The organism is Bacillus cereus group sp. BfR-BA-01347, from assembly GCF_022663835.1.
Taxonomy (GTDB): Bacteria; Bacillota; Bacilli; order Bacillales; family Bacillaceae_G; genus Bacillus_A; species Bacillus_A thuringiensis_K.
Genome location: NZ_JAKUGG010000018.1, coordinates 41,691 through 61,117, shown reverse-complemented (window position 1 = coordinate 61,117; position 19,427 = coordinate 41,691). Strand labels below are relative to the sequence as shown.

Sequence of the window (19,427 nt, the reverse complement as noted above, 5' to 3'; positions counted from 1 at the left end):
AGGTTATTTTTTATTTCCAAACAAGATTAGGAAATCGCCATAGCCTTCTTTCTCTAATTCCTCTTTTGGAATAAATCGAAGAGCTGCGGAATTAATACAGTAACGAAGGCCATTTGGTCCTGGACCGTCTGGAAATACGTGCCCAAGATGTGAATCTCCCTCTTTACTTCTCACTTCTGTACGTGTCATATTATGACTCACATCCATCTTTTCTTTCACACTTGCTGACATAACTGGTTTTGTAAAACTAGGCCATCCACATCCACTATCAAATTTATCTAGAGAAGTAAACAACGGCTCACCGGAAACGACGTCTACATAAAGACCTTCCTCTTTATGGTTCCAATACTCATTTCGAAATGGTGGTTCTGTACCATTTTCCTGTGTTACATAAAACTGCATCTCATTGAGTTTTTCTTTTAAATGAGCATTATCCTTTGGCCAATGTTGCTTAATAAAAGCATCTCGTCCTGAGCCTTTACGATATAACTCATAGCGGAATGTGTTTTTCTTATGATATCCTTGGTGATATTCTTCAGCTGGATAAAATGTAGCTGCTGGTAGTATTTTTGTCGCAATTGGTTTTGAAAAGCGCCCACTCTGCTCAAGCTCTTCTTTTGAGGCCTCTGCTTTTTTATGTTGTTCTTCATTATGATAAAAAATCACTGTTTCGTAAGACTGTCCGCGGTCGTGGAATTGCCCACCTACATCAGTCGGATCAATTTGTCTCCAATATATATTTAATAACTCCTCATACGGCATTTTATTTGCATCAAATGTAATTTGTACCGCTTCATAATGTCCTGTTGTTTCCGAGCACACTTCTTTATACGTTGGGTCCTCTTTATGACCGCCTGTATACCCTGAAACAACCTGTATAATTCCCTCCATCTCTTCAAACGGAGAAACCATACACCAGAAACACCCTCCAGCAAATGTAGCTAATTCTACCTTTTCATTTAAAGCCATTACTTCACCCCTATTCTATATTCTCCTTACAGTATGGCATAAGAAACATAATGTTATAAAAGAAAAAGCATCGAACATCGATGCTTTTTCTTCACTTCACTTTATTTTGTTCCAACATCCTTCTCAATTTCATCACTTGTTACGTCTAAAACATCTAGTAAGAAAATGAAGATTGGAATACCGATAATTAATCCCCATACACCTAAAAAGTGCTCTGAGAAAATTAATACCATAAAAGTATAGAAAATCGGTAAATTTGTTTTTTGCGACATAAACTTCGGATTTAATACGTAACTTTCAAGCGCATGAATCACTGTTACGATAACTAAAATATAAACAACGTACATAATACCGCCAATATTGTAAGCAATCATACAAAGTGGGAATAACGAAATGATAACCCCCGCTACTGGAATTAAGCCAAGCAAGAAAATCATTAACGCTAAACCCAATAATTGCGGGAATCCTAATATCCATAATGCGATAACTGAAAGAACACAGTTAACAACAGCAATTAAAAATTGTGCTTCGATTACCTTTCCAAATGAACGTGCAAATTTCTTTCCGAAGTACTCAATTTCAGTATAGAAAATTGCAAGCCTGCTTTCTTTAAACTTTGCAGTAAAACCAAAAATACGAGATTTTTCTAGTAAGAAAAACAAACTCAAAATTAAAGAAAGTAAAACTTGAAGGCCGAATTTACCAACATTTGTAATCGATTTATACAAAATGTCTACGCCTTGTCCTACATATTTAGAAAGCTCCATATGATTGACAGCATTAACTGCATACTTAATTAGTTCACTATCTGGTGGGTTTCTTAAAAATACATTGAATTGGTAAATCAGTTGTGAAATTTGTATCGTCAATACTGGTAAATATTTAAATAACGTAATAGCAATTCCACCAATTAACATTACATATAGAAATGCTATAATAATTTTTCGATTAATAGGCATGAAATGATCTAATTTGCGGGAAATAAACTTTTGGAATCGATCCATTAAATACGTGAGAATAAACGTAATTAATATTAAATTCAACATACTTTGCAGCCCGTATAACACGAGAGCAAGTATTACTAATACGAGTAACCTCTGAAATCCTTTGCTTTGAAACAGGTTTTTTATTTGCATAATCGACGAATACTCTCTCCTGTCCTATAAACTAAAACGTTAATAAGTAGATTTCTCTCTCTTTTCTACTTTTAATTATTCATTCATATTAAGATTTTTATAAACTCATTATATGCCTACCTTAACAGGTATATAAGTAGCTTACTTCTTATTTTACAATACAATGCCCTAATTCAAAACGTATTCTACATAGTATTAATGAAGATTTAAGGAAACTTCCATTTTTTTAAATAGGTCTTACCACTACTGTAACATAAAAAGCAAGCTATCAGTAGAAATCTGTCCTACAAATAGCTTGCTTTTCTTATTTTTTAAGTCAGTTTTACTATCCAATGAATGGCATAAACATTGGGATGACAACTACTGTTACAACCCCAACTACCGTTACAGCAATACTTGCCATCGCTGCCTCTACCTCACCCATTTCAATTCCTACTGCAACTCCTAATGCATGGCCCGCTGTTCCAAGTGCTAAACCTTTTGCAATCGGATGTTTCACTCTAAATGTTTTTAAGAATAATGCCCCTAATGCGTATACGATAACTGCGTTAAAAATAACTGCAAAAGATGTAATTGCTGGAATACCACCAATACTTTCTGAAATTGGTAACGCAATTGCTGTTGTTGCTGCTTGTGGTAACATTGAATTCATTACTGCTGTATCTAAACCGATTGCTTTTGCAACAATAAACACGACAATTACTGAGCAAATAGATCCAACCACGATAGCCGATAAGATTTGCCACCAATATTTTTTTAACTTATCTACTTGTTTATATAGTGGGATAGCGAATGCAATTGTTGCTGGTTCTAAGAAGAAACTAATCATTTTTCCGCCAGTATTATATTCTTCAAAAGTAAAGTTACCTACCTTTAGAAAGACAATCCCTAATACCATCGCTACGAATAATGGTGTAAATAAAAAGAATCCTTTTGAATGCTTGAATAATAATGTTCCGATCCCGTATGCGATTAATGAAACGACGATTCCGAAATATGGAGTCATTGTGCTTGCCATGTTTATTACCTCCTAACAATATATAAATGTAGTGGTTACGCAACCTTTCCGTGCTTGCGTCCTTTATTTACTACTTTCAATTCTTTTGTATCTTCTGTTTCTTTCTCATCTTTTCCTAAAATGAATTGTGCAAATAATCCTGTTACAGCGAGTAAAATAACTGTTGCGACAACAATTACAGTTAAAATTTGTACAAAGTACTGCCCCATTACACCAAGAGAATTAATAACTGAAATACCTGATGGGACGAATAAGAATCCAATAATACCTGTTAAAGCTGTTCCAAGTGATTCAACTTGCTCCAATTTAATAACTTTTAAACATAATAGACTAAATAAAATAACTAACCCGATTACCGATGAAGGCATTGGAATTGGTAAATGTGTTGCAATAATATTAGAAATTAACATAATAGCTGAGAATATGAATGCTTGTGATAAGAAACTATATACTTTTTTCGTACTCATTTTGGCCACCTCTTTCGATTTGGTACCTTTATTGTATAGGATGTAAACGAATAAGTAAGCGTTTACATAACAGAACGTCAAATATACAGAATCAGTTACAAATATAAAAGGATGAAATACAAAAGCTGCTTCTTAAATACGAAGCAGCTTCTTGAGTTCTTTTGCATATGTACGGCTAACAGGTACTTTCGATCCTTCTTTCATAATTAAATTATAAGTAGAATTGAACCATGGCTGAATTTCAGTAATATGATTAATATTCGCAATAAAACTACGGTGTACACGCATGAAGCTTGCTTGTGGTAACTTCTTCTCTAAAATTACAAGTGTATCATGTGTTACATACGTTTCCCTCATTGTTTTTACTGTTACTTTCCCATCTACAAGCCCTACATATATAATATCTTCAATATTCACAAGTACGATTGATTCTTCAATTGGTAATGCTAATTTATGCATCTCTGCTGTTACATCTGTCCCCTTTATTTCGTGCTTCGTTTCTGTTTGCGCTTGTTTTTGTTTTTTATACTTCTTTAATGTCTGCACAATACGCTCTTCATCAAATGGTTTTAAAATGTAGTCTAACGCATCTACTTCAAATGCTTGCAACGCATATTGATCATAGGCCGTAGCAAATACAATTGCAGGTGGATTTTTCATCTTCTTTAATATATTCGCGATTTCAAATCCGTTATCATCGGATAATTGAATATCTAAAAACACAATATCTGGTCTACTTTGCATTAGTTCTTCTAATGCGTCTTCCACACAATCAGCCTCACCAACTATCTCAACTTCTTTCGTCCTCTCTAATAGATACTTTAGTTCATCACGTGCTAACATTTCATCGTCAACTACTAATACTTTTAACACCCGGTTCTTCCTCCCCTACTTTTTTTGGAATAATAAAGGTAATCTCCGTCCCTTTATTTAATTCACTTTCGATATGAAGCATCGTTTCTTTCCCAAATAAACCAATAAGACGTTCGTTAATATTATATAAAGCTGTTCCAGTCCCTTTCTTTGACGAAACTACCATCTTTCCTAATTGTTCTAAACGTTCTTCCTCAATTCCCTGTCCATTATCTTTTACTTCAAAGTGAACCATACCCTCTTTTTCAAAAACATGCACTTCCACTTCGCATACTGGTTGCTTCTTCGGAAAAGCGTGTCGCAATGCATTTTCAACCAATAGTTGAAGAACAAATGGTGGTACTAAAATTGTCTTTAGCTCATCCTCAATATACATCTTTACCTCATACTTATTTGGGAACCGTGCTTGTTCTAGTGATAAGTATGCCTGTACATGGTTTAATTCTTGTTCTAGCGGAATCAATAACTGACGTGCTCCTTGCAAATTACAACGGAAATACACGCTGAGCTGTAATAATAACTTCCTTGCTTTTTCTACATCTGTTCGGCATAAAGCTGATACTGTATTAATCGCATTGAATAAAAAGTGCGGGTTAATTTGCGCTTGTAATGCTTTTATCTCCGCATCTTGAAGTAATTTACTTTGCAACTCAGCTTCCCCTAATTCAAGTTGTGTAGAGAATATTTTTGCTAACCCTTCTGCTAATTCCTCTTCCACACGACTTAACTGGTTAGGATTTTTGAAATACAGTTTTAATGTCCCTATCGTATTTCCATGCGAAGTTAGTGGAATAACAATCGCCGCTTGCAAAGGGCATCCTTCATGTTGACAATTAATGACCTCACGTGATTTTGCTTTCATTATTTTCCCTGTATTTAAAACTTCTTTCGACAAACCAGTTATTAAACTATGTGAAGGAATATGATGATCTGATGCTAATCCAACGTGCGCTAATATTTTCTCTGTATCTGTTAAAGATACCGCATCCGTTCCTGTAAAGCGGTGAATAATTTGTGCCACATGCTTACACGATTCTTCTGTTAAGCCTTGCCGAAAATACGGTAACGTTTTATCAGCAATACGCAATACTTTATGAGTCTGAAGCGCTTTTGCATTCTCCTCCTGACGCAAAATAGCTTGTATCATAGAAAGTAAAATAAAACTGCCAAAACTATTTACAAGAATCATCGGTATCGCTATTGTTTTCACAACGCTAATTCCATCCTCTATAATTAATAAAATCATAAGCATTTCTAAAGATACGATAAAAATACTTAAAACTGCTGAAAACTTAGGAGTAATTGTACGATTATATTTTTTGAAAATATATCCGATATAACCAGTTATAATCCCAGCTAAAATAGAAGAGATTGCGCAGCTTAACGCTGTCGTACCACCAAGCATATAACGATGAATACCAGCAAAAAATCCTACTCCAACCCCTACAATAGGGCCACCAAGTAAGCCGCTAATACCAACACCCATAATACGCGTATTCGCAATTGTGCTTGACGAAGAAACACCTTGTAACCAGTTTTCATTCATAATCGTATTTCCTGCTATTTCAATCCCAGTGTAATTGCTTACAATTGTAAATACCGAAAAAATACAAATAAGCTTAAGCTTATCTACATAGCCATCCTGTTTATGAAGGAGGCGTCTGAAAGTTTTAATATGAGAGAGTAAAAATCCTAAAATAACTATAAGTCCGACTCGTTCAATCATCATGAGTACTAAATTTAGCATCTTTGATTCATTCCTTTTTATTTAGTTAGTTTTATTATGGGAAAATAATGAAGTCGGCGTCAAGAAGAACGAAATGTTTTTTGAAATATTTTACACATAATAACTTTCTCTTTATTTGACAATACAATAGAAGAGTGCTAAAAATAAAGTAATATAATACAGTCCTTTAACCCAACCCCGTGAGGTTGAGAAGGAAGTCGGAATACAATATACGTATGTTCTTTTTTGGGGATACGTATGCTTTTTTGGCCTTCTCATCATATCAGGTGAGAAGGCCTTTTGTTATTCTTCCATAGCGACTGTAGAAAATAAGGAGGAGTAATAATGAACGTCACTACTGATGTACAACAAACAACAGAGGAGACGAAAGCGAAAAGATATAAAACATTATTTGGTTCTGCGCTAGGATATGCAGCAGAAGGTTTAGATATGTTGCTATTATCTTTCGTACTTGTCTATATTTTAAAAGAGTTTCACTTAAGTCCTGTTGAAGGTGGAAACTTAACATTAGCTACCACAATAGGGATGTTAATTGGTTCTTATTTATTTGGATTTATTGCTGATTTATTTGGCCGTATTCGTACAATGGCCTTCACAATCTTACTGTTTTCACTAGCAACCGCACTCATTTATTTCGCAACAGACTACTGGCAATTATTAATTCTGCGCTTTTTAGTTGGAATGGGAGTTGGTGGTGAATTCGGAATCGGAATGGCCATCGTAACAGAAACATGGTCTAAAGAAATGCGTGCTAAAGCGACATCTGTTGTTGCACTTGGATGGCAATTTGGTGTATTGGTTGCTTCAATCCTTCCAGCATTTATTGTCCCGCACTTTGGATGGAGAGCCGTTTTCTTATTTGGATTAATTCCAGCTTTACTAGCTGTCTATGTCCGCAAAAGTTTAAGTGAACCGAAAATATGGGAGCAAAAACAACGCTACAAAAAGGAACTATTGCAAAAAGAAGCTGCAGGTAAATTAACAACTACTGAAGCAGAACAACTAAAACATATAAAAAAATTCCCACTTCGAAAGTTATTTGCCAATAAAAAAGTAACAATTACAACAATCGGTCTTATTATTATGTCGTTTATCCAGAACTTCGGATATTACGGAATCTTCACATGGATGCCCACTATTTTAGCAAATAAATATAACTATACATTAGCAAAAGCAAGTGGCTGGATGTTCATTTCTACCATCGGTATGCTAATTGGAATTGCAATCTTTGGTATTCTGGCTGATAAAATTGGTCGTCGTAAAACTTTTGCAATCTATTATATTGGTGGTACAGTATACTGTCTCATTTACTTCTTCTTATTCACAGATTCAACATTATTATTATGGGGAAGTGCATTGCTTGGATTCTTTGCAAATGGAATGATGGGAGGATTTGGAGCAATTTTAGCTGAGAACTATCCTGCTGAGGCTCGCTCTACCGCAGAAAACTTTATTTTCGGTACAGGACGTGGATTAGCTGGATTTGGACCTGTTATTATTGGCTTACTTGCTACAGGTGGCAACCTACTTGGAGCATTGTCCTTGATTTTTATCATCTACCCAATCGGGTTAATTACAATGCTACTATGTGTACCAGAAACAAAGGGGAAAGTATTAGATTAAACGTAAAAGAGGAAGCATCTCATTTAAGATGCTTCCTCTTTTACGTGTTTATTTATTTTGATTTACTAGCCTTCTGAAATAAGAATGCAGTTTTATCTTCTTCTTTTACAATACCTTGTTTTAATGCTAATTCTCCCGCAACTTTAGGTGCTAACCATAGCATTGGGAATAATAAAATTGATACCGGAACTGCCGTTACTACGATAAACGATTGTAGAGCATTAATACTTCCTTCACCCATATATAAAAGAATTGCTGCAACTGCCCCCATAATAAGCGACCAAAAAATTCGCAAACTAATTCTAGGATCTCCGTCTCCAGTCACTGCCATTGAAATGGAATAAGCCATTGAATCTCCTGTTGTCACTACAAATAAAATTGTTAATAAAAGAAATGCTGGTCCAATAATATTAGAAAGTGGCAATTGCCCTGTAATTGCAATCATAGCTGCCGGCATACCAGATTCACTTAATGCGTCCGAGATAGACCCAGGATTCATCAACTCATAAAACACGCCTGATCCACCTAATATAGTAAACCAAAACGTTGTAATAATAGGTGCGATAATTCCAATTGCAACGATGATTTCTCGAATCGTTCTCCCTCTTGAAATTCGACTCACTAAAATTGCCATCATTGGTCCGTATCCAATAAACCATCCCCAGAAAAAGATTGTCCAAGATCCTAACCAACTTGTATCACCACGGTATGTGCTCATCGGTATAAACTCATTTACATAAAATCCAAACGAAGAAACAAACGAATCAATAATAAATCCACCTGGCCCAAATAGTAATATGAATGCCATTAATACAATTGCTAATCTAACATTTAAATTACTTATAATTTGAATCCCTTTATCAATACCTGTTACTGCCGATATGGTAGACACGGCCACCACACAAACAATAATTGCTAATTGAGTAGTAAACACATCAGAAATTCCAAATAATTCTTGTAATCCATAACTTGCTTGTAAACCTAAAAATCCAATTGGGCCAATTGTACCTGCAGCTACTGCAATAATTGCAGCTGCATCAATTATCGTTCCAAGCAGGCTCTTTCTTAATTTTTCCCCAAAAATAGGATATAAAAGCGTTCGAGGTTTTAGCGGCATATCTTTATGATAATGTCCATACATCATAACTACCGCACTAATTGTACCTAAAATCGTCCATGCTAAAAATCCCCAATGCATATAACTTTGTGCTAAAGCAGGCATGACTGCTTCTTTCGTTCCAGCAGATATACCATCATGTATTGGTGGCACCGTCATCAAATGATACATTGGCTCTGCTGCTGCCCAAAAAACGCCACCTCCGGCAAGTAATGTAGACATAATAATAGCAAGCCATTTTGCCGTACTAATCTCAGGTTTTTCTAATCCTCCAAGCTTAACTCTCCCATATTTGGAGAACGCCATACACATCGCAACAATAAATGTACCTAATAATAAAACTTGCCAGAAGGCACCGAAATATTTAATTGAAAAAGCGAAACTTTTATTAATCGCACTCTCTACATAATCCTTGTTCAAAAAAACTGCAATTACAAATAATAAAAGTGAACCACCACTAATAATAAATACAGGCCAATCAGTTTTTCGACTCTTCATCCTCATTTACACTTCCTCCTTCCTCAGCAATCTAAAAAAACAACTTTATTATGTTTTATTGTTTAAAACCAAAACACAATAATTATATATGCATAACATTTTATCGACTTCCCACATACTTATGTTGTCCCTAAAAATATGCCAAATCCCTTATTAAAAAGAAAAAATCTCTTCCTCTTACAAAAAAAGTAAAACAAAAGACCTTATATTTCTATAAGGTCTTCGAAACAGAAATTTGATTATAACATAAGGAACTCCTTGGTTCAAAAAGCCTCTTCCAAAAATAACCGAGAGTAAAGGCTTCCATTTGCTACATAACAGTAATTTAAAAAAATTATATTTCACAGAAAAAACCTACACTAAATATTATTTATGAAAGAAATTTGGCTTCAAAATTTCTTTCGGATACGGTTTATGATAAATGTGGGTGGTAGCTGGAGATAATGGTGGAATAAGCCATACCCAATTACCTGTTACAACACGACCACAAGCAGCTTCTTGCTTCTCAAATTGCTGAAATTGTTGTGCAGCGGTATGGTGATCAACAATACTAACTCCATGTTTTTTAAAGGAGTGTAGTACAGCAATATTCAACTCAATTAACGCCTTATCTTTCCATAACGTACCATTTCTCGATGTATCTAAATCCATCATTTCCGCAACAGCTGGAAGTAAATTATAACGATCATGATCTGCTAAGTTGCGCGCCCCAATTTCTGTTCCCATATACCATCCATTGAACGGAGCGGCTGTATAAGAAATACCGCCAATTTCTAAGCGCATATCTGAGATCATTGGAACCCCATACCATTTTACTCCAAGTGATGAAATAGGGTATTCTGGGTGTTCAATTGGCACTTCTTTTACTTCTTCTCTCGGAATTTCTTTATATGTAGGCGCCTTCCCGTTTATAGAGAACACAAGTGGCAATACATCGAAATTCGTACCTTCCCCTTGCCAACCAAGCTCCTGACAAAAGTCTGTAAATGTAGCGGAATGAGAGTCACCAATCACTCCCGTCTCTGTTTTATATCCTGCATATCGAATCAATTGGTGATTATAAATTCTTATATTATTTTCCTCACCTTGATATTGCTTAAAAATCGTAATGGTTGGTTTAACTTTCCCGTCGTTCGTTGCATATTTAATATGATGAATTAATGCATTATATACACCCTCTTCATCATTTACTTCGCGCGCATCTAATATGTGCATCTTACTCCAAAATAGTCTTCCAATACATCTATTACTGTTACGCCATGCCATTCGTGAACCATGAACAAGTTCTTCAAATGTATGCTCATATGTCCCTGTCTGCTCTATCTCAATTTGAATTTCTTTTATACGTTCTTCTATCAATTGTTCTTTATGAAGCTCCTTATAACAAGTCGTAATAAAATTACTTGCTTCCTCTATTAATTGTTTCGTTTTACTCATAAACAATCTCCTTCTATTTCAACAAAACCCTGCTACTTTACAGTATAAGCAAAAAGGATAGGAGTCACAAATGAAAGTGAGAGTGTTACTTTTATTGTAATATTTTTCAGAAAATTAATAGACTTACTATTGACTTATATGGAAAATGGGTGTATTTTTGACTCAGGTAAAGTATTTTTACCTAGACCAACTTTTTAAATCGAAAGGAGGTAATGTTATGTCTTCATTTCAATTGCCAAAGCTTTCATATGACTATGATGAACTAGAGCCACATATTGATAGCAATACACTTTCCATTCATCATGGAAAGCACCATGCGACATACGTAAACAATTTAAATGCTACTTTAGAAAATTATACTGAATTACATAATAAATCTTTAGAAGAATTGCTATGTAATTTAGATGCTTTACCGAAGGAAATTGTTACAGCTGTACGAAATAACGGTGGTGGTCACTATTGTCATAGTCTTTTTTGGGAAGTGATGAGCCCACGAGGTGGCGGTGAGCCTAATGGAGACGTTGCAAAAGTAATTGATTATTATTTCAATACCTTTGACAACTTAAAAGATCAACTTTCCAAAGCAGCTATTAGTCGTTTTGGAAGTGGCTATGGATGGCTTGTTCTTGACGGTGAGGAACTCTCTGTTATGAGTACACCAAATCAAGATACACCTTTGCAAGAAGGGAAAATCCCCTTACTCGTAATTGATGTATGGGAACATGCTTATTATTTAAAGTATCAAAATAGGCGCCCAGAGTTTGTTACCAACTGGTGGCATACAGTAAACTGGGACCAAGTAAACGAGAAGTATTTACAAGCAATTCAATCACAAAAACATTAGTCGTACGTATAAGGTAAATTTGGTAATGTAAAATCAGTATTGTCGAAATCCTCCAGAATCCCCCGGATTGCCACCGGGGGATTTATGATTACTTCATTGTATTTATATAATGTTTTAAAATATTTTTTATTTCTAGTTTCAGCTCTCGGAACAAAAATCCAAATTCACGAGCCTTTCCATTATGTAACGTACAGTTAGTTACCTCATTATAAGGAGCTATATTTTCCCCACCTTCCTGAATGAGTGCTTTTATTCCCGTCCTCTCTTCTATAAAATGAATAATTTCTTCCGTAGAAACTACACCATTACTACATGCGTTAATTGGTCCTCTCACATTTTCCATTCCGCACCAAGCTAGAAACTCTCCCGCTTCTTTTTCATGTATAAATGACAAAGTTCCATCTACATGATCCATAGCGATAGGTTTTTGGTTCACGATACATTCAACGTAAAATTGTAACCTTTTCGTATAATCATTTTCTCCAATAACAACTGGAAAACGTACTGCAACGACTGGGAATGTTGCATATTGAAATAAAACCGCTTCGGCTAATCTCTTTCCTTCACTATAATTAAAATCATTCCTATCTCCATATGTAATTGCATATTCATTTGGATTAAAGTCCTCTTCTAACAAGCTTAATGCAGGTTCATAGACAGCCATTGAAGATGTCATAACGTATTTCTTCGTTTTCCCTCGTAACACTTCACATACTATCTTTGCTGCATTCGAGCTATAGCATAAATTATCGTATACAATATCATAACTTTTTCCTTCTAGACGCTCTTCTAGTAGCTTTCCATCTTCTCTATCGACAATTATTCTTTTTACTGCATTACCAAAAGAATCTTCGGTAATTCCCCTCGTGGCAATTGTTACATCGTGTCCAGCTTGCAAAAGGTACTCTACTAAATGTTTACCAAAAAATCTTGTTCCTCCTAGCACCAACACTTTCTTCAATTTCATCATCCCCATTTTCATGATTTATAAGATACCACCTCTTTTATTATAAAACGCTAATATATAAAAAAGCATGAAATCAGTTTAACGATTCCATGCCTTTATGCAGATAATATATTAACGTACTCGATATTTATAAATACAATAACAGAAGTACAAAATAGAAATTACTGATACATAAACCCATAGTTCATATACAAATCCCTCTCCCCACACTCCCATAAAATAAAAGAGTGAAGGTAAAGTCAATGTTACCCATGATTGTACGAAGGCAATCCTTCCAAGATATTGATTAATGTTCTTCTTTTGTGTATTTAATACAAAGAATAAATACCAAAGTAATGCCCACATAAACCACGTTAACGCATTAACAACATCATGGAATTGAACAAATGAAACAACCATATAGAATAAGGCTATAATTGCTACCCAAATACAAAACCATCCTAGACCACTACTATCCATTCCTTTTATAAAAGTAACACCTACATATAAATAAGTTAATCCAAATAAGAAAGTAGCCGCATATGAATACACTGTCCAATTGCTTTGGTCAGAAATCATGATCAAATAAAACGGAATAATAATTTGTAGTGCACCCACAAATAAATTAAAAACACCCGCACTTTTCATCTCTGCTTTCCCTAATATAACAAGACTATTTAAAAATAAAGCTGCCCCTGAAAGTAATAATCCTACATAACCCATATATATTCGTGTGAAAATCTTTACCTTTCACACTTTTAACCTCCCCACACTATAAAGTGATACTTATATTATTTTTCTTCCCATTTAAAACTACATACATAATTTTTCATCCAAATAAGTCAGACCTCCTACCTCGAAAAGGAGCGAACTTAAAACGCTTTCAATAATAACTAATCCTATTAAAACATGAACTAGGATTCCTTGATTATAAACGGACTCTAGCAATGATACAAGTGTTGGAATACTTTTCAATAATACGCTTTCAATTTCTATAAAAAATTAATAAAATAATACATTCCTCTATCTCATTCTACTACCTTCTAGCATACGATATTGTAAAATCATATCATTTAAAACAGCGAACGTTCTTTTCTAGGTTCGCTAATAAACTTAATAAAAAATGACCTCTTGCTTTTATGCAAAGGTCATTTTTTTATATTCATCATTAAACTTCTAAATAGCCATTTTTATTATTTGATTGCCATTTCCAAGAATCTGCACACATTTCTTCTAATCCGCGTGTTGCCTCCCAGCCTAATTCACGCTTTGCTTTCGATGCATCAGCAAAACATACTGCCACATCACCTGGGCGACGCTCTGTAATTTTATAAGGAACTTTCTTGCCCGAAACTTTTTCAAACGTTTCAACCATCTCTAGTACACTATAGCCCATGCCTGTGCCCAGGTTATAAGCATCTACTCCTGTTGTACTCAGTACTTTCTCAAGCGCCTTTACATGACCATTTGCTAAGTCCACAACATGGATGTAATCACGGACTCCTGTTCCATCTTTCGTTGGATAGTCATTTCCGAATACGCTTAATTCTTTTAACTTACCTACTGCTACTTGCGTTACATATGGCATTAAGTTATTTGGGATTCCATTTGGATCTTCTCCGATACGCCCACTTTCGTGTGCACCAAATGGATTGAAATAGCGAAGTAATGCGATACTCCATTCTGCATCTGCAAATGCTACATCACGCATAATTTGCTCAATCATTAATTTCGTTTGACCATATGGATTTGTTGCACTTAATGGAAACTCCTCCGTAATCGGTGACGTTTCTGGGATACCATATACAGTTGCAGATGAACTAAAGATCATCTTCTTTACATTATGTTTCTGCATTACTTCACATAGCACTAACGTGCTTGTAATGTTGTTATGATAATATGTTAATGGAATCGCTACTGACTCCCCTACAGCTTTAAATCCTGCAAAGTGAATAACTGCTTCAATTGCATTTTCTTCAAAAATTGCGTCAAGCGCTTCGCGATTTAAAACATCTTCTTTATAAAACTTAAATTGTTTTCCTGTTATTTCTTTCACTCGATTTATAGATTCTACCGAGCTATTCGAAAGATTATCCACTACTATAACTTCGTAACCGCTATTTAGTAATTCTACACATGTATGACTACCAATATATCCTGCTCCACCTGTTACAAGTATTGCCATAATTATAGTCCTCCATATTTCATTCATTATAAACTTCTCAAAGTATATCACATATTTCTTATCCTATGTTTAACATGCGAACACAGAAACTTACATTTTATCCCATAATAATTTTATAACATATACGATTCTAATCAGGTAATAAAAAAACGCCACATAATAAAAATTATGTGGCGTTTTTTTATTAAATTACGTAACAATATACACTTAGAAAATGCGCAAGACTACCTAATAATACAAAAACATGAAAAATTTCATGATGCCCCATATATTTAAACTCTAACCATTTTGACTTTGTTCCATAAATAAATCCACCAATTGTATAAAAAATGCCCCCAAGTACTAAGAAAATAATGCCTCCTGTACTTAAATTCTCAGCTAACGGTGCAAAAAATAAAACAATTAACCAACCCATCGTAATATAAATTGCTGTCGATAACCATCTTGGACAATTAAACCAAAACATTTTAAATACAATGCCACAAATCGCAGTTGCATAGACTAAACAAAATAATAGTAAACCACTTGCTGAATTTAATGTAATTAAGCAAAAGGGTGCATATGTACCTGCAATTAATATAAAAATCATAGAATGATCTAACTTCCTAAAGAAGTAAATAACACGCTCATTGGCCACAACACTATGATATACAGCTGACGCCGTATAAAGGACCATCATTCCAATACCAAATAAAATAACAGCTGTAATTGCAGCAAATGATGGCATCTTGATAGAAACTTTCACAAGCATAGCTAATAAGGCAATAAATGATAATATCGCTCCACCTAAGTGAGTAAATGCATTAACTGGTTCCCTTACATAAGCATTCATAATAACACCCCTCATATAATTACATGTAGTTTTGATAACTACATGTAATTATATACACATTTCTTTTTAAGGTCAACATTTACAATTCATTTGTTTCGTAATACCATATTTAAAGATATATTAATTAGACATTAAGTTCCGCTAAGTTATAAAAGTGAGGGATTCTACGTGGAAAATATAAATGAATTACTTGAGACATTGCATTTAGAAAAAAATATTAAACTTGAGGATATTCCAAATGTTGACTTATATGTAGATCAAGTTGTCCAACTATTTGAGAATACTTATGCAGATACAACGAGAACTGATGATGAAAAAGTATTAACAAAAACGATGATTAATAATTACGCAAAAGGGAAACTATTCATCCCTATCAAAAATAAAAAGTATTCAAAAGAACATATGATTTTAATTAGCCTAATTTATCAATTAAAGGGAGCTCTCTCCATTAACGACATAAAAAGTTCATTAGAAACTATAAATGACTCCTTATTAAATGATGATTCATTCGAATTAAATACGTTATACAAAAATTATCTTGCTCTTACTGAAAGCAATGTCGAAAGCTTTAAACAAGACGTAAATAACCGTGTTACAGAAGTAAATGAGATTTCTTCCTTAGAAGATACAAAGCTAGAAAAATTTCTACTACTAACATCCTTCGTGACTATAAGTAATATGTATAGACGTTTAGCGGAGCAACTAGTGGATAATTTAAAAGAATCATAAATAAAAAACTATCCACCTATTAAAGTGGATAGTTTTTTATTTACTTAATTGCTTCATGAACTTTTAGTTGTTTCCCTTTAATCGTTGTAGTCTTCATGACTTTCAAGACAAGTGGTCCTTTTCCATTTAATATTTCAACGTAAGAAACGTTATCTTGTATCGTAATAATACCTATATCTTCTGCTGTAACACCTTTAATTTTAGCAATTGTACCGACGAAATCTATCGCCCTAATTTTCTTTTTCTTCCCGCCATTAAAGTACAGCTTCATAATGCCTTTGTTGATGTCTGCATTTTTATCTTTCTTTATAATTGGTTTAGCATGTATCTTTTCTTCAAATGCAGCTTTCTCTTTCATAACTTCTTCTTTTGAGGGTCCAATCGCCTTTGGAATTTCAAATCCAATATACTCCTCAATCTCTTCTAAAAATCTATTTTCATATGGTGTTATAAATGTAATAGCTTTTCCACTATTTCCAGCTCGTCCCGTTCTTCCGGTACGATGTACATAGCTTTCTTTTTCAAGTGGAATATCATAATTAATAACATGTGTAATATTATCAATATCTATTCCTCTCGCAGCTACATCTGTTGCTACTAAATAACGGAATTTTCCTTTTCTAAAATCATCCATGACTTCAAAACGATCTTCTTGTACCATACCACCATGTATTTTGTCACAAGGATAGTTAGCTCGTTTTAATTGTCTATATACATGATCTACATTTTCTTGTGTACGACAGAAAATAATACAGCTATCAGGATTCTCAATCGTTGTTACATCTTTAAGTAGTGAAAGCTTCTCATCTTCTATCACCTCAAAAAGAGTATGTTCAATTTTATCCGTCGTAATCCCAGCTGCTTTAATTTCAATATGAGTTGGTGAATTCATATATGTACGAGACAATTTCTCAACATCTTCTGGAAGTGTTGCTGAAAATAACATTGTCATTCTTTTTGTAGGTAATTCATCAATAATTGCCTCTACTTGATCGATAAAGCCCATATTTAGCATCTCATCTGCTTCATCAATAACTAAATACTTCAAGCACTCTAAAGAAAGGGTACCCTTCTCAATATGATCCAACACACGACCAGGAGTCCCAACTACAATATGTGTCTTTTGCTTTAATTCTAATTTTTGACGTGCAAATGGAGATTTCCCATAAACTGCCGCAGCCTTAATCCTTTTGAATCGACCTATATTTGTAATATCTTCTTTTACCTGTACTGCAAGCTCTCTCGTTGGTGCTAAAACTAATGCTTGTGGTTTATTCTCTTCCCACTCCACCATTTCACAAAGTGGAATACCAAATGAAGCGGTTTTTCCACTTCCAGTCTGGGACTTCACAACAAGATCCTTCTTTTGTAATGCAACTGGAATAACCTCTCCTTGTACTTCTGTTGGATGATCATATCCTAACCCAGTAAGTGCCCTTACAATTTCCTTACTTAATTTATAATTAGAAAAACTTTTTTTACCCATATATTAACCTCATTTTATTCTGTATTATTTTCTTTTTTATCTTTTGTATACGTTACTATCACCCTACTTATTATACTTGAAACCTCACATAAAAGGTGAATCATGCCAGATTCATCTTTTTATATAGAAATAAACCTTTTCATTTCATATATTGTTCAACTACTTGATAACATCTTTTGCTCGTATTGTTAGCATTAACCTTTTCATAGTATCCTATATCCACTCAAAAAAATAAAAAGAATACATACAACCTTGTATAATTATCTTAATTTTTCAACTTTTTTCATAAACGAACAATACAAACGAAAAAACGTTTTAAATTCGTTTTTAACGTTGTTTTCCAGATATAAAATCTACTTTTTCAAAAAATGTTAAGAAATCCTTTGACTTCTTAATAAAAATAATGTAAATTATCCTATGGACGAACATTTTTAATTAATAAAAATAAAATATTCGTATTTTAGGGGTGTAAATGATGGAAAACGTATTCGACTATGAAGATATTCAATTAATTCCTGCAAAATGTATTGTAAATAGCCGCTCTGAATGTGATACAACTGTCACTTTAGGAAAACATAAATTTAAATTACCTGTCGTGCCTGCAAATATGCAAACGATTATTGATGAAAGAATTGCAACTTATTTAGCTGAGAACAACTACTTTTATATCATGCATCGTTTCCAACCAGAGAAACGAATCTCATTCATTAGAGATATGCAATCACGTGGGTTAATCGCTTCTATCAGCGTTGGTGTAAAAGAGGACGAATATGAATTCGTACAACAATTAGCTGCTGAGCAACTTACACCTGAATATATCACGATTGATATCGCACACGGTCATTCTAATGCTGTGATCAACATGATTCAACATATTAAAAAACATTTACCAGAGAGCTTCGTTATCGCTGGAAACGTTGGAACTCCAGAAGCGGTAAGAGAATTAGAAAATGCTGGTGCCGATGCAACAAAAGTTGGTATTGGACCTGGTAAAGTTTGTATTACTAAAATTAAAACAGGCTTCGGAACTGGTGGTTGGCAGCTAGCTGCACTTCGCTGGTGTGCAAAAGCTGCAAGTAAGCCAATTATCGCTGATGGTGGTATTCGTACACACGGCGACGTAGCTAAATCTATTCGCTTTGGGGCAACTATGGTCATGATCGGTTCTCTATTCGCTGGTCACGAAGAGTCTCCGGGAGAAACAATTGAAAGAGATGGAAAACTTTATAAAGAATACTTCGGTTCTGCTTCTGAATTCCAAAAGGGTGAGAAGAAAAACGTTGAAGGTAAGAAAATGTTCGTTGAGCATAAAGGTTCTTTAGAAGATACGTTAATCGAAATGGAACAAGATCTTCAATCTTCTATCTCTTACGCTGGTGGAACAAAATTAGATGCTATTCGTACTGTAGATTATGTTGTCGTGAAAAACTCGATTTTCAATGGTGACAAAGTATATTAATTCTTAAATTAACTCGAAGGACAAGCATTTTCATGCTTGTCCTTCTTTTTTGTATATAAAA

General features: G+C 34.3%; 17 protein-coding genes. 4 read left to right on the top strand and 13 right to left on the bottom strand.

The window, feature by feature from the left end:
• Positions 1–3: 3 nt before the first annotated feature.
• The 6 genes from msrB to lytS form a co-directional block, all read right to left on the bottom strand.
• Positions 4–969, bottom strand: a complete 966-nt coding sequence (gene msrB / locus MR143_RS23110) for a peptide-methionine (R)-S-oxide reductase MsrB (RefSeq protein ID WP_199718100.1) — start codon at positions 967–969, stop codon at positions 4–6.
• A 101-nt stretch (positions 970–1,070) separates the two neighbouring features.
• Positions 1,071–2,105, bottom strand: a complete 1,035-nt coding sequence (locus MR143_RS23105; protein ID WP_001166007.1) for an AI-2E family transporter — start codon at positions 2,103–2,105, stop codon at positions 1,071–1,073.
• A gap of 325 nt (positions 2,106–2,430) precedes the next feature.
• The gene (gene lrgB, locus MR143_RS23100; RefSeq protein WP_000168869.1) at positions 2,431–3,123 is read right to left on the bottom strand and encodes an antiholin-like protein LrgB; all 693 of its coding nucleotides are present in this window, start codon (positions 3,121–3,123) and stop codon (positions 2,431–2,433) included.
• 35 nt (positions 3,124–3,158) lie between these two features.
• Positions 3,159–3,590, bottom strand: coding sequence for an antiholin-like murein hydrolase modulator LrgA (gene lrgA / locus MR143_RS23095; RefSeq protein WP_000104901.1), 432 nt, complete (start codon positions 3,588–3,590; stop codon positions 3,159–3,161).
• Positions 3,591–3,722: 132 nt separating this feature from the next.
• Positions 3,723–4,463, bottom strand: a complete 741-nt coding sequence (locus MR143_RS23090) for a LytR/AlgR family response regulator transcription factor (RefSeq protein ID WP_000921850.1) — start codon at positions 4,461–4,463, stop codon at positions 3,723–3,725.
• Positions 4,441–6,210 carry a two-component system sensor histidine kinase LytS gene (gene lytS, locus MR143_RS23085; protein WP_000933584.1) on the bottom strand — a complete coding sequence of 590 codons (1,770 nt, stop codon included), beginning with the start codon at positions 6,208–6,210 and terminating at the stop codon, positions 4,441–4,443. The genes MR143_RS23090 and lytS overlap by 23 nt, the downstream gene beginning before the upstream one ends.
• Positions 6,211–6,534: 324 nt before the next feature.
• On the opposite strand from lytS, the gene MR143_RS23080 reads away from it, so the two are divergent.
• The gene (locus MR143_RS23080; RefSeq protein WP_001103415.1) at positions 6,535–7,833 is read left to right on the top strand and encodes an MFS transporter; all 1,299 of its coding nucleotides are present in this window, start codon (positions 6,535–6,537) and stop codon (positions 7,831–7,833) included.
• 52 nt (positions 7,834–7,885) lie between these two features.
• Here MR143_RS23080 and MR143_RS23075 read toward each other — a convergent pair whose 3' ends face one another.
• On the bottom strand, positions 7,886–9,454 hold the full coding sequence (locus tag MR143_RS23075; RefSeq protein ID WP_001242442.1) for a BCCT family transporter: 1,569 nt from the start codon (positions 9,452–9,454) through the stop codon (positions 7,886–7,888).
• Positions 9,455–9,814: 360 nt separating this feature from the next.
• Entirely contained in the window at positions 9,815–10,885 is a 1,071-nt protein-coding gene (locus MR143_RS23070) for a nitric oxide synthase oxygenase (protein WP_000047634.1), read from the bottom strand.
• 217 nt (positions 10,886–11,102) lie between these two features.
• Here MR143_RS23070 and sodA point away from each other — a divergent pair, with 217 nt between their 5' ends.
• Positions 11,103–11,729 carry a superoxide dismutase [Mn] gene (gene sodA / locus MR143_RS23065; RefSeq protein WP_000094037.1) on the top strand — a complete coding sequence of 209 codons (627 nt, stop codon included), beginning with the start codon at positions 11,103–11,105 and terminating at the stop codon, positions 11,727–11,729.
• 88 nt (positions 11,730–11,817) lie between these two features.
• Here sodA and MR143_RS23060 read toward each other — a convergent pair whose 3' ends face one another.
• The 4 genes from MR143_RS23060 to trhA all read right to left on the bottom strand — a co-directional run bounded on the left by MR143_RS23060 (position 11,818) and on the right by trhA (position 15,692).
• On the bottom strand, positions 11,818–12,711 hold the full coding sequence (locus MR143_RS23060) for an NAD-dependent epimerase/dehydratase family protein (protein ID WP_199718102.1): 894 nt from the start codon (positions 12,709–12,711) through the stop codon (positions 11,818–11,820).
• Positions 12,712–12,807: 96 nt separating this feature from the next.
• On the bottom strand, positions 12,808–13,398 hold the full coding sequence (locus MR143_RS23055) for an AmiS/UreI family transporter (protein ID WP_000542569.1): 591 nt from the start codon (positions 13,396–13,398) through the stop codon (positions 12,808–12,810).
• 445 nt (positions 13,399–13,843) lie between these two features.
• The gene (gene galE / locus MR143_RS23050) at positions 13,844–14,860 is read right to left on the bottom strand and encodes a UDP-glucose 4-epimerase GalE (RefSeq protein ID WP_000996543.1); all 1,017 of its coding nucleotides are present in this window, start codon (positions 14,858–14,860) and stop codon (positions 13,844–13,846) included.
• A 184-nt stretch (positions 14,861–15,044) separates the two neighbouring features.
• A complete protein-coding gene (trhA, locus tag MR143_RS23045) occupies positions 15,045–15,692 on the bottom strand; it encodes a PAQR family membrane homeostasis protein TrhA (protein ID WP_199718220.1) in 648 nt (215 codons plus the stop codon).
• 168 nt (positions 15,693–15,860) lie between these two features.
• Between trhA and MR143_RS23040 the strand changes: the two genes are divergently transcribed.
• Positions 15,861–16,421: a DUF1836 domain-containing protein gene (locus MR143_RS23040; RefSeq protein ID WP_242280995.1), complete on the top strand. Its 561-nt coding sequence runs from the start codon at positions 15,861–15,863 to the stop codon at positions 16,419–16,421.
• A 40-nt stretch (positions 16,422–16,461) separates the two neighbouring features.
• On the opposite strand, the gene MR143_RS23035 is transcribed toward MR143_RS23040, so the two are convergent.
• Complete coding sequence (locus tag MR143_RS23035; protein WP_000516872.1) at positions 16,462–17,907, bottom strand: DEAD/DEAH box helicase; 1,446 nt, start codon at positions 17,905–17,907, stop codon at positions 16,462–16,464.
• A 475-nt stretch (positions 17,908–18,382) separates the two neighbouring features.
• Here MR143_RS23035 and guaC point away from each other — a divergent pair, with 475 nt between their 5' ends.
• A complete protein-coding gene (gene guaC / locus MR143_RS23030; protein ID WP_000432447.1) occupies positions 18,383–19,366 on the top strand; it encodes a GMP reductase in 984 nt (327 codons plus the stop codon).
• Positions 19,367–19,427: the final 61 nt, after the last annotated feature.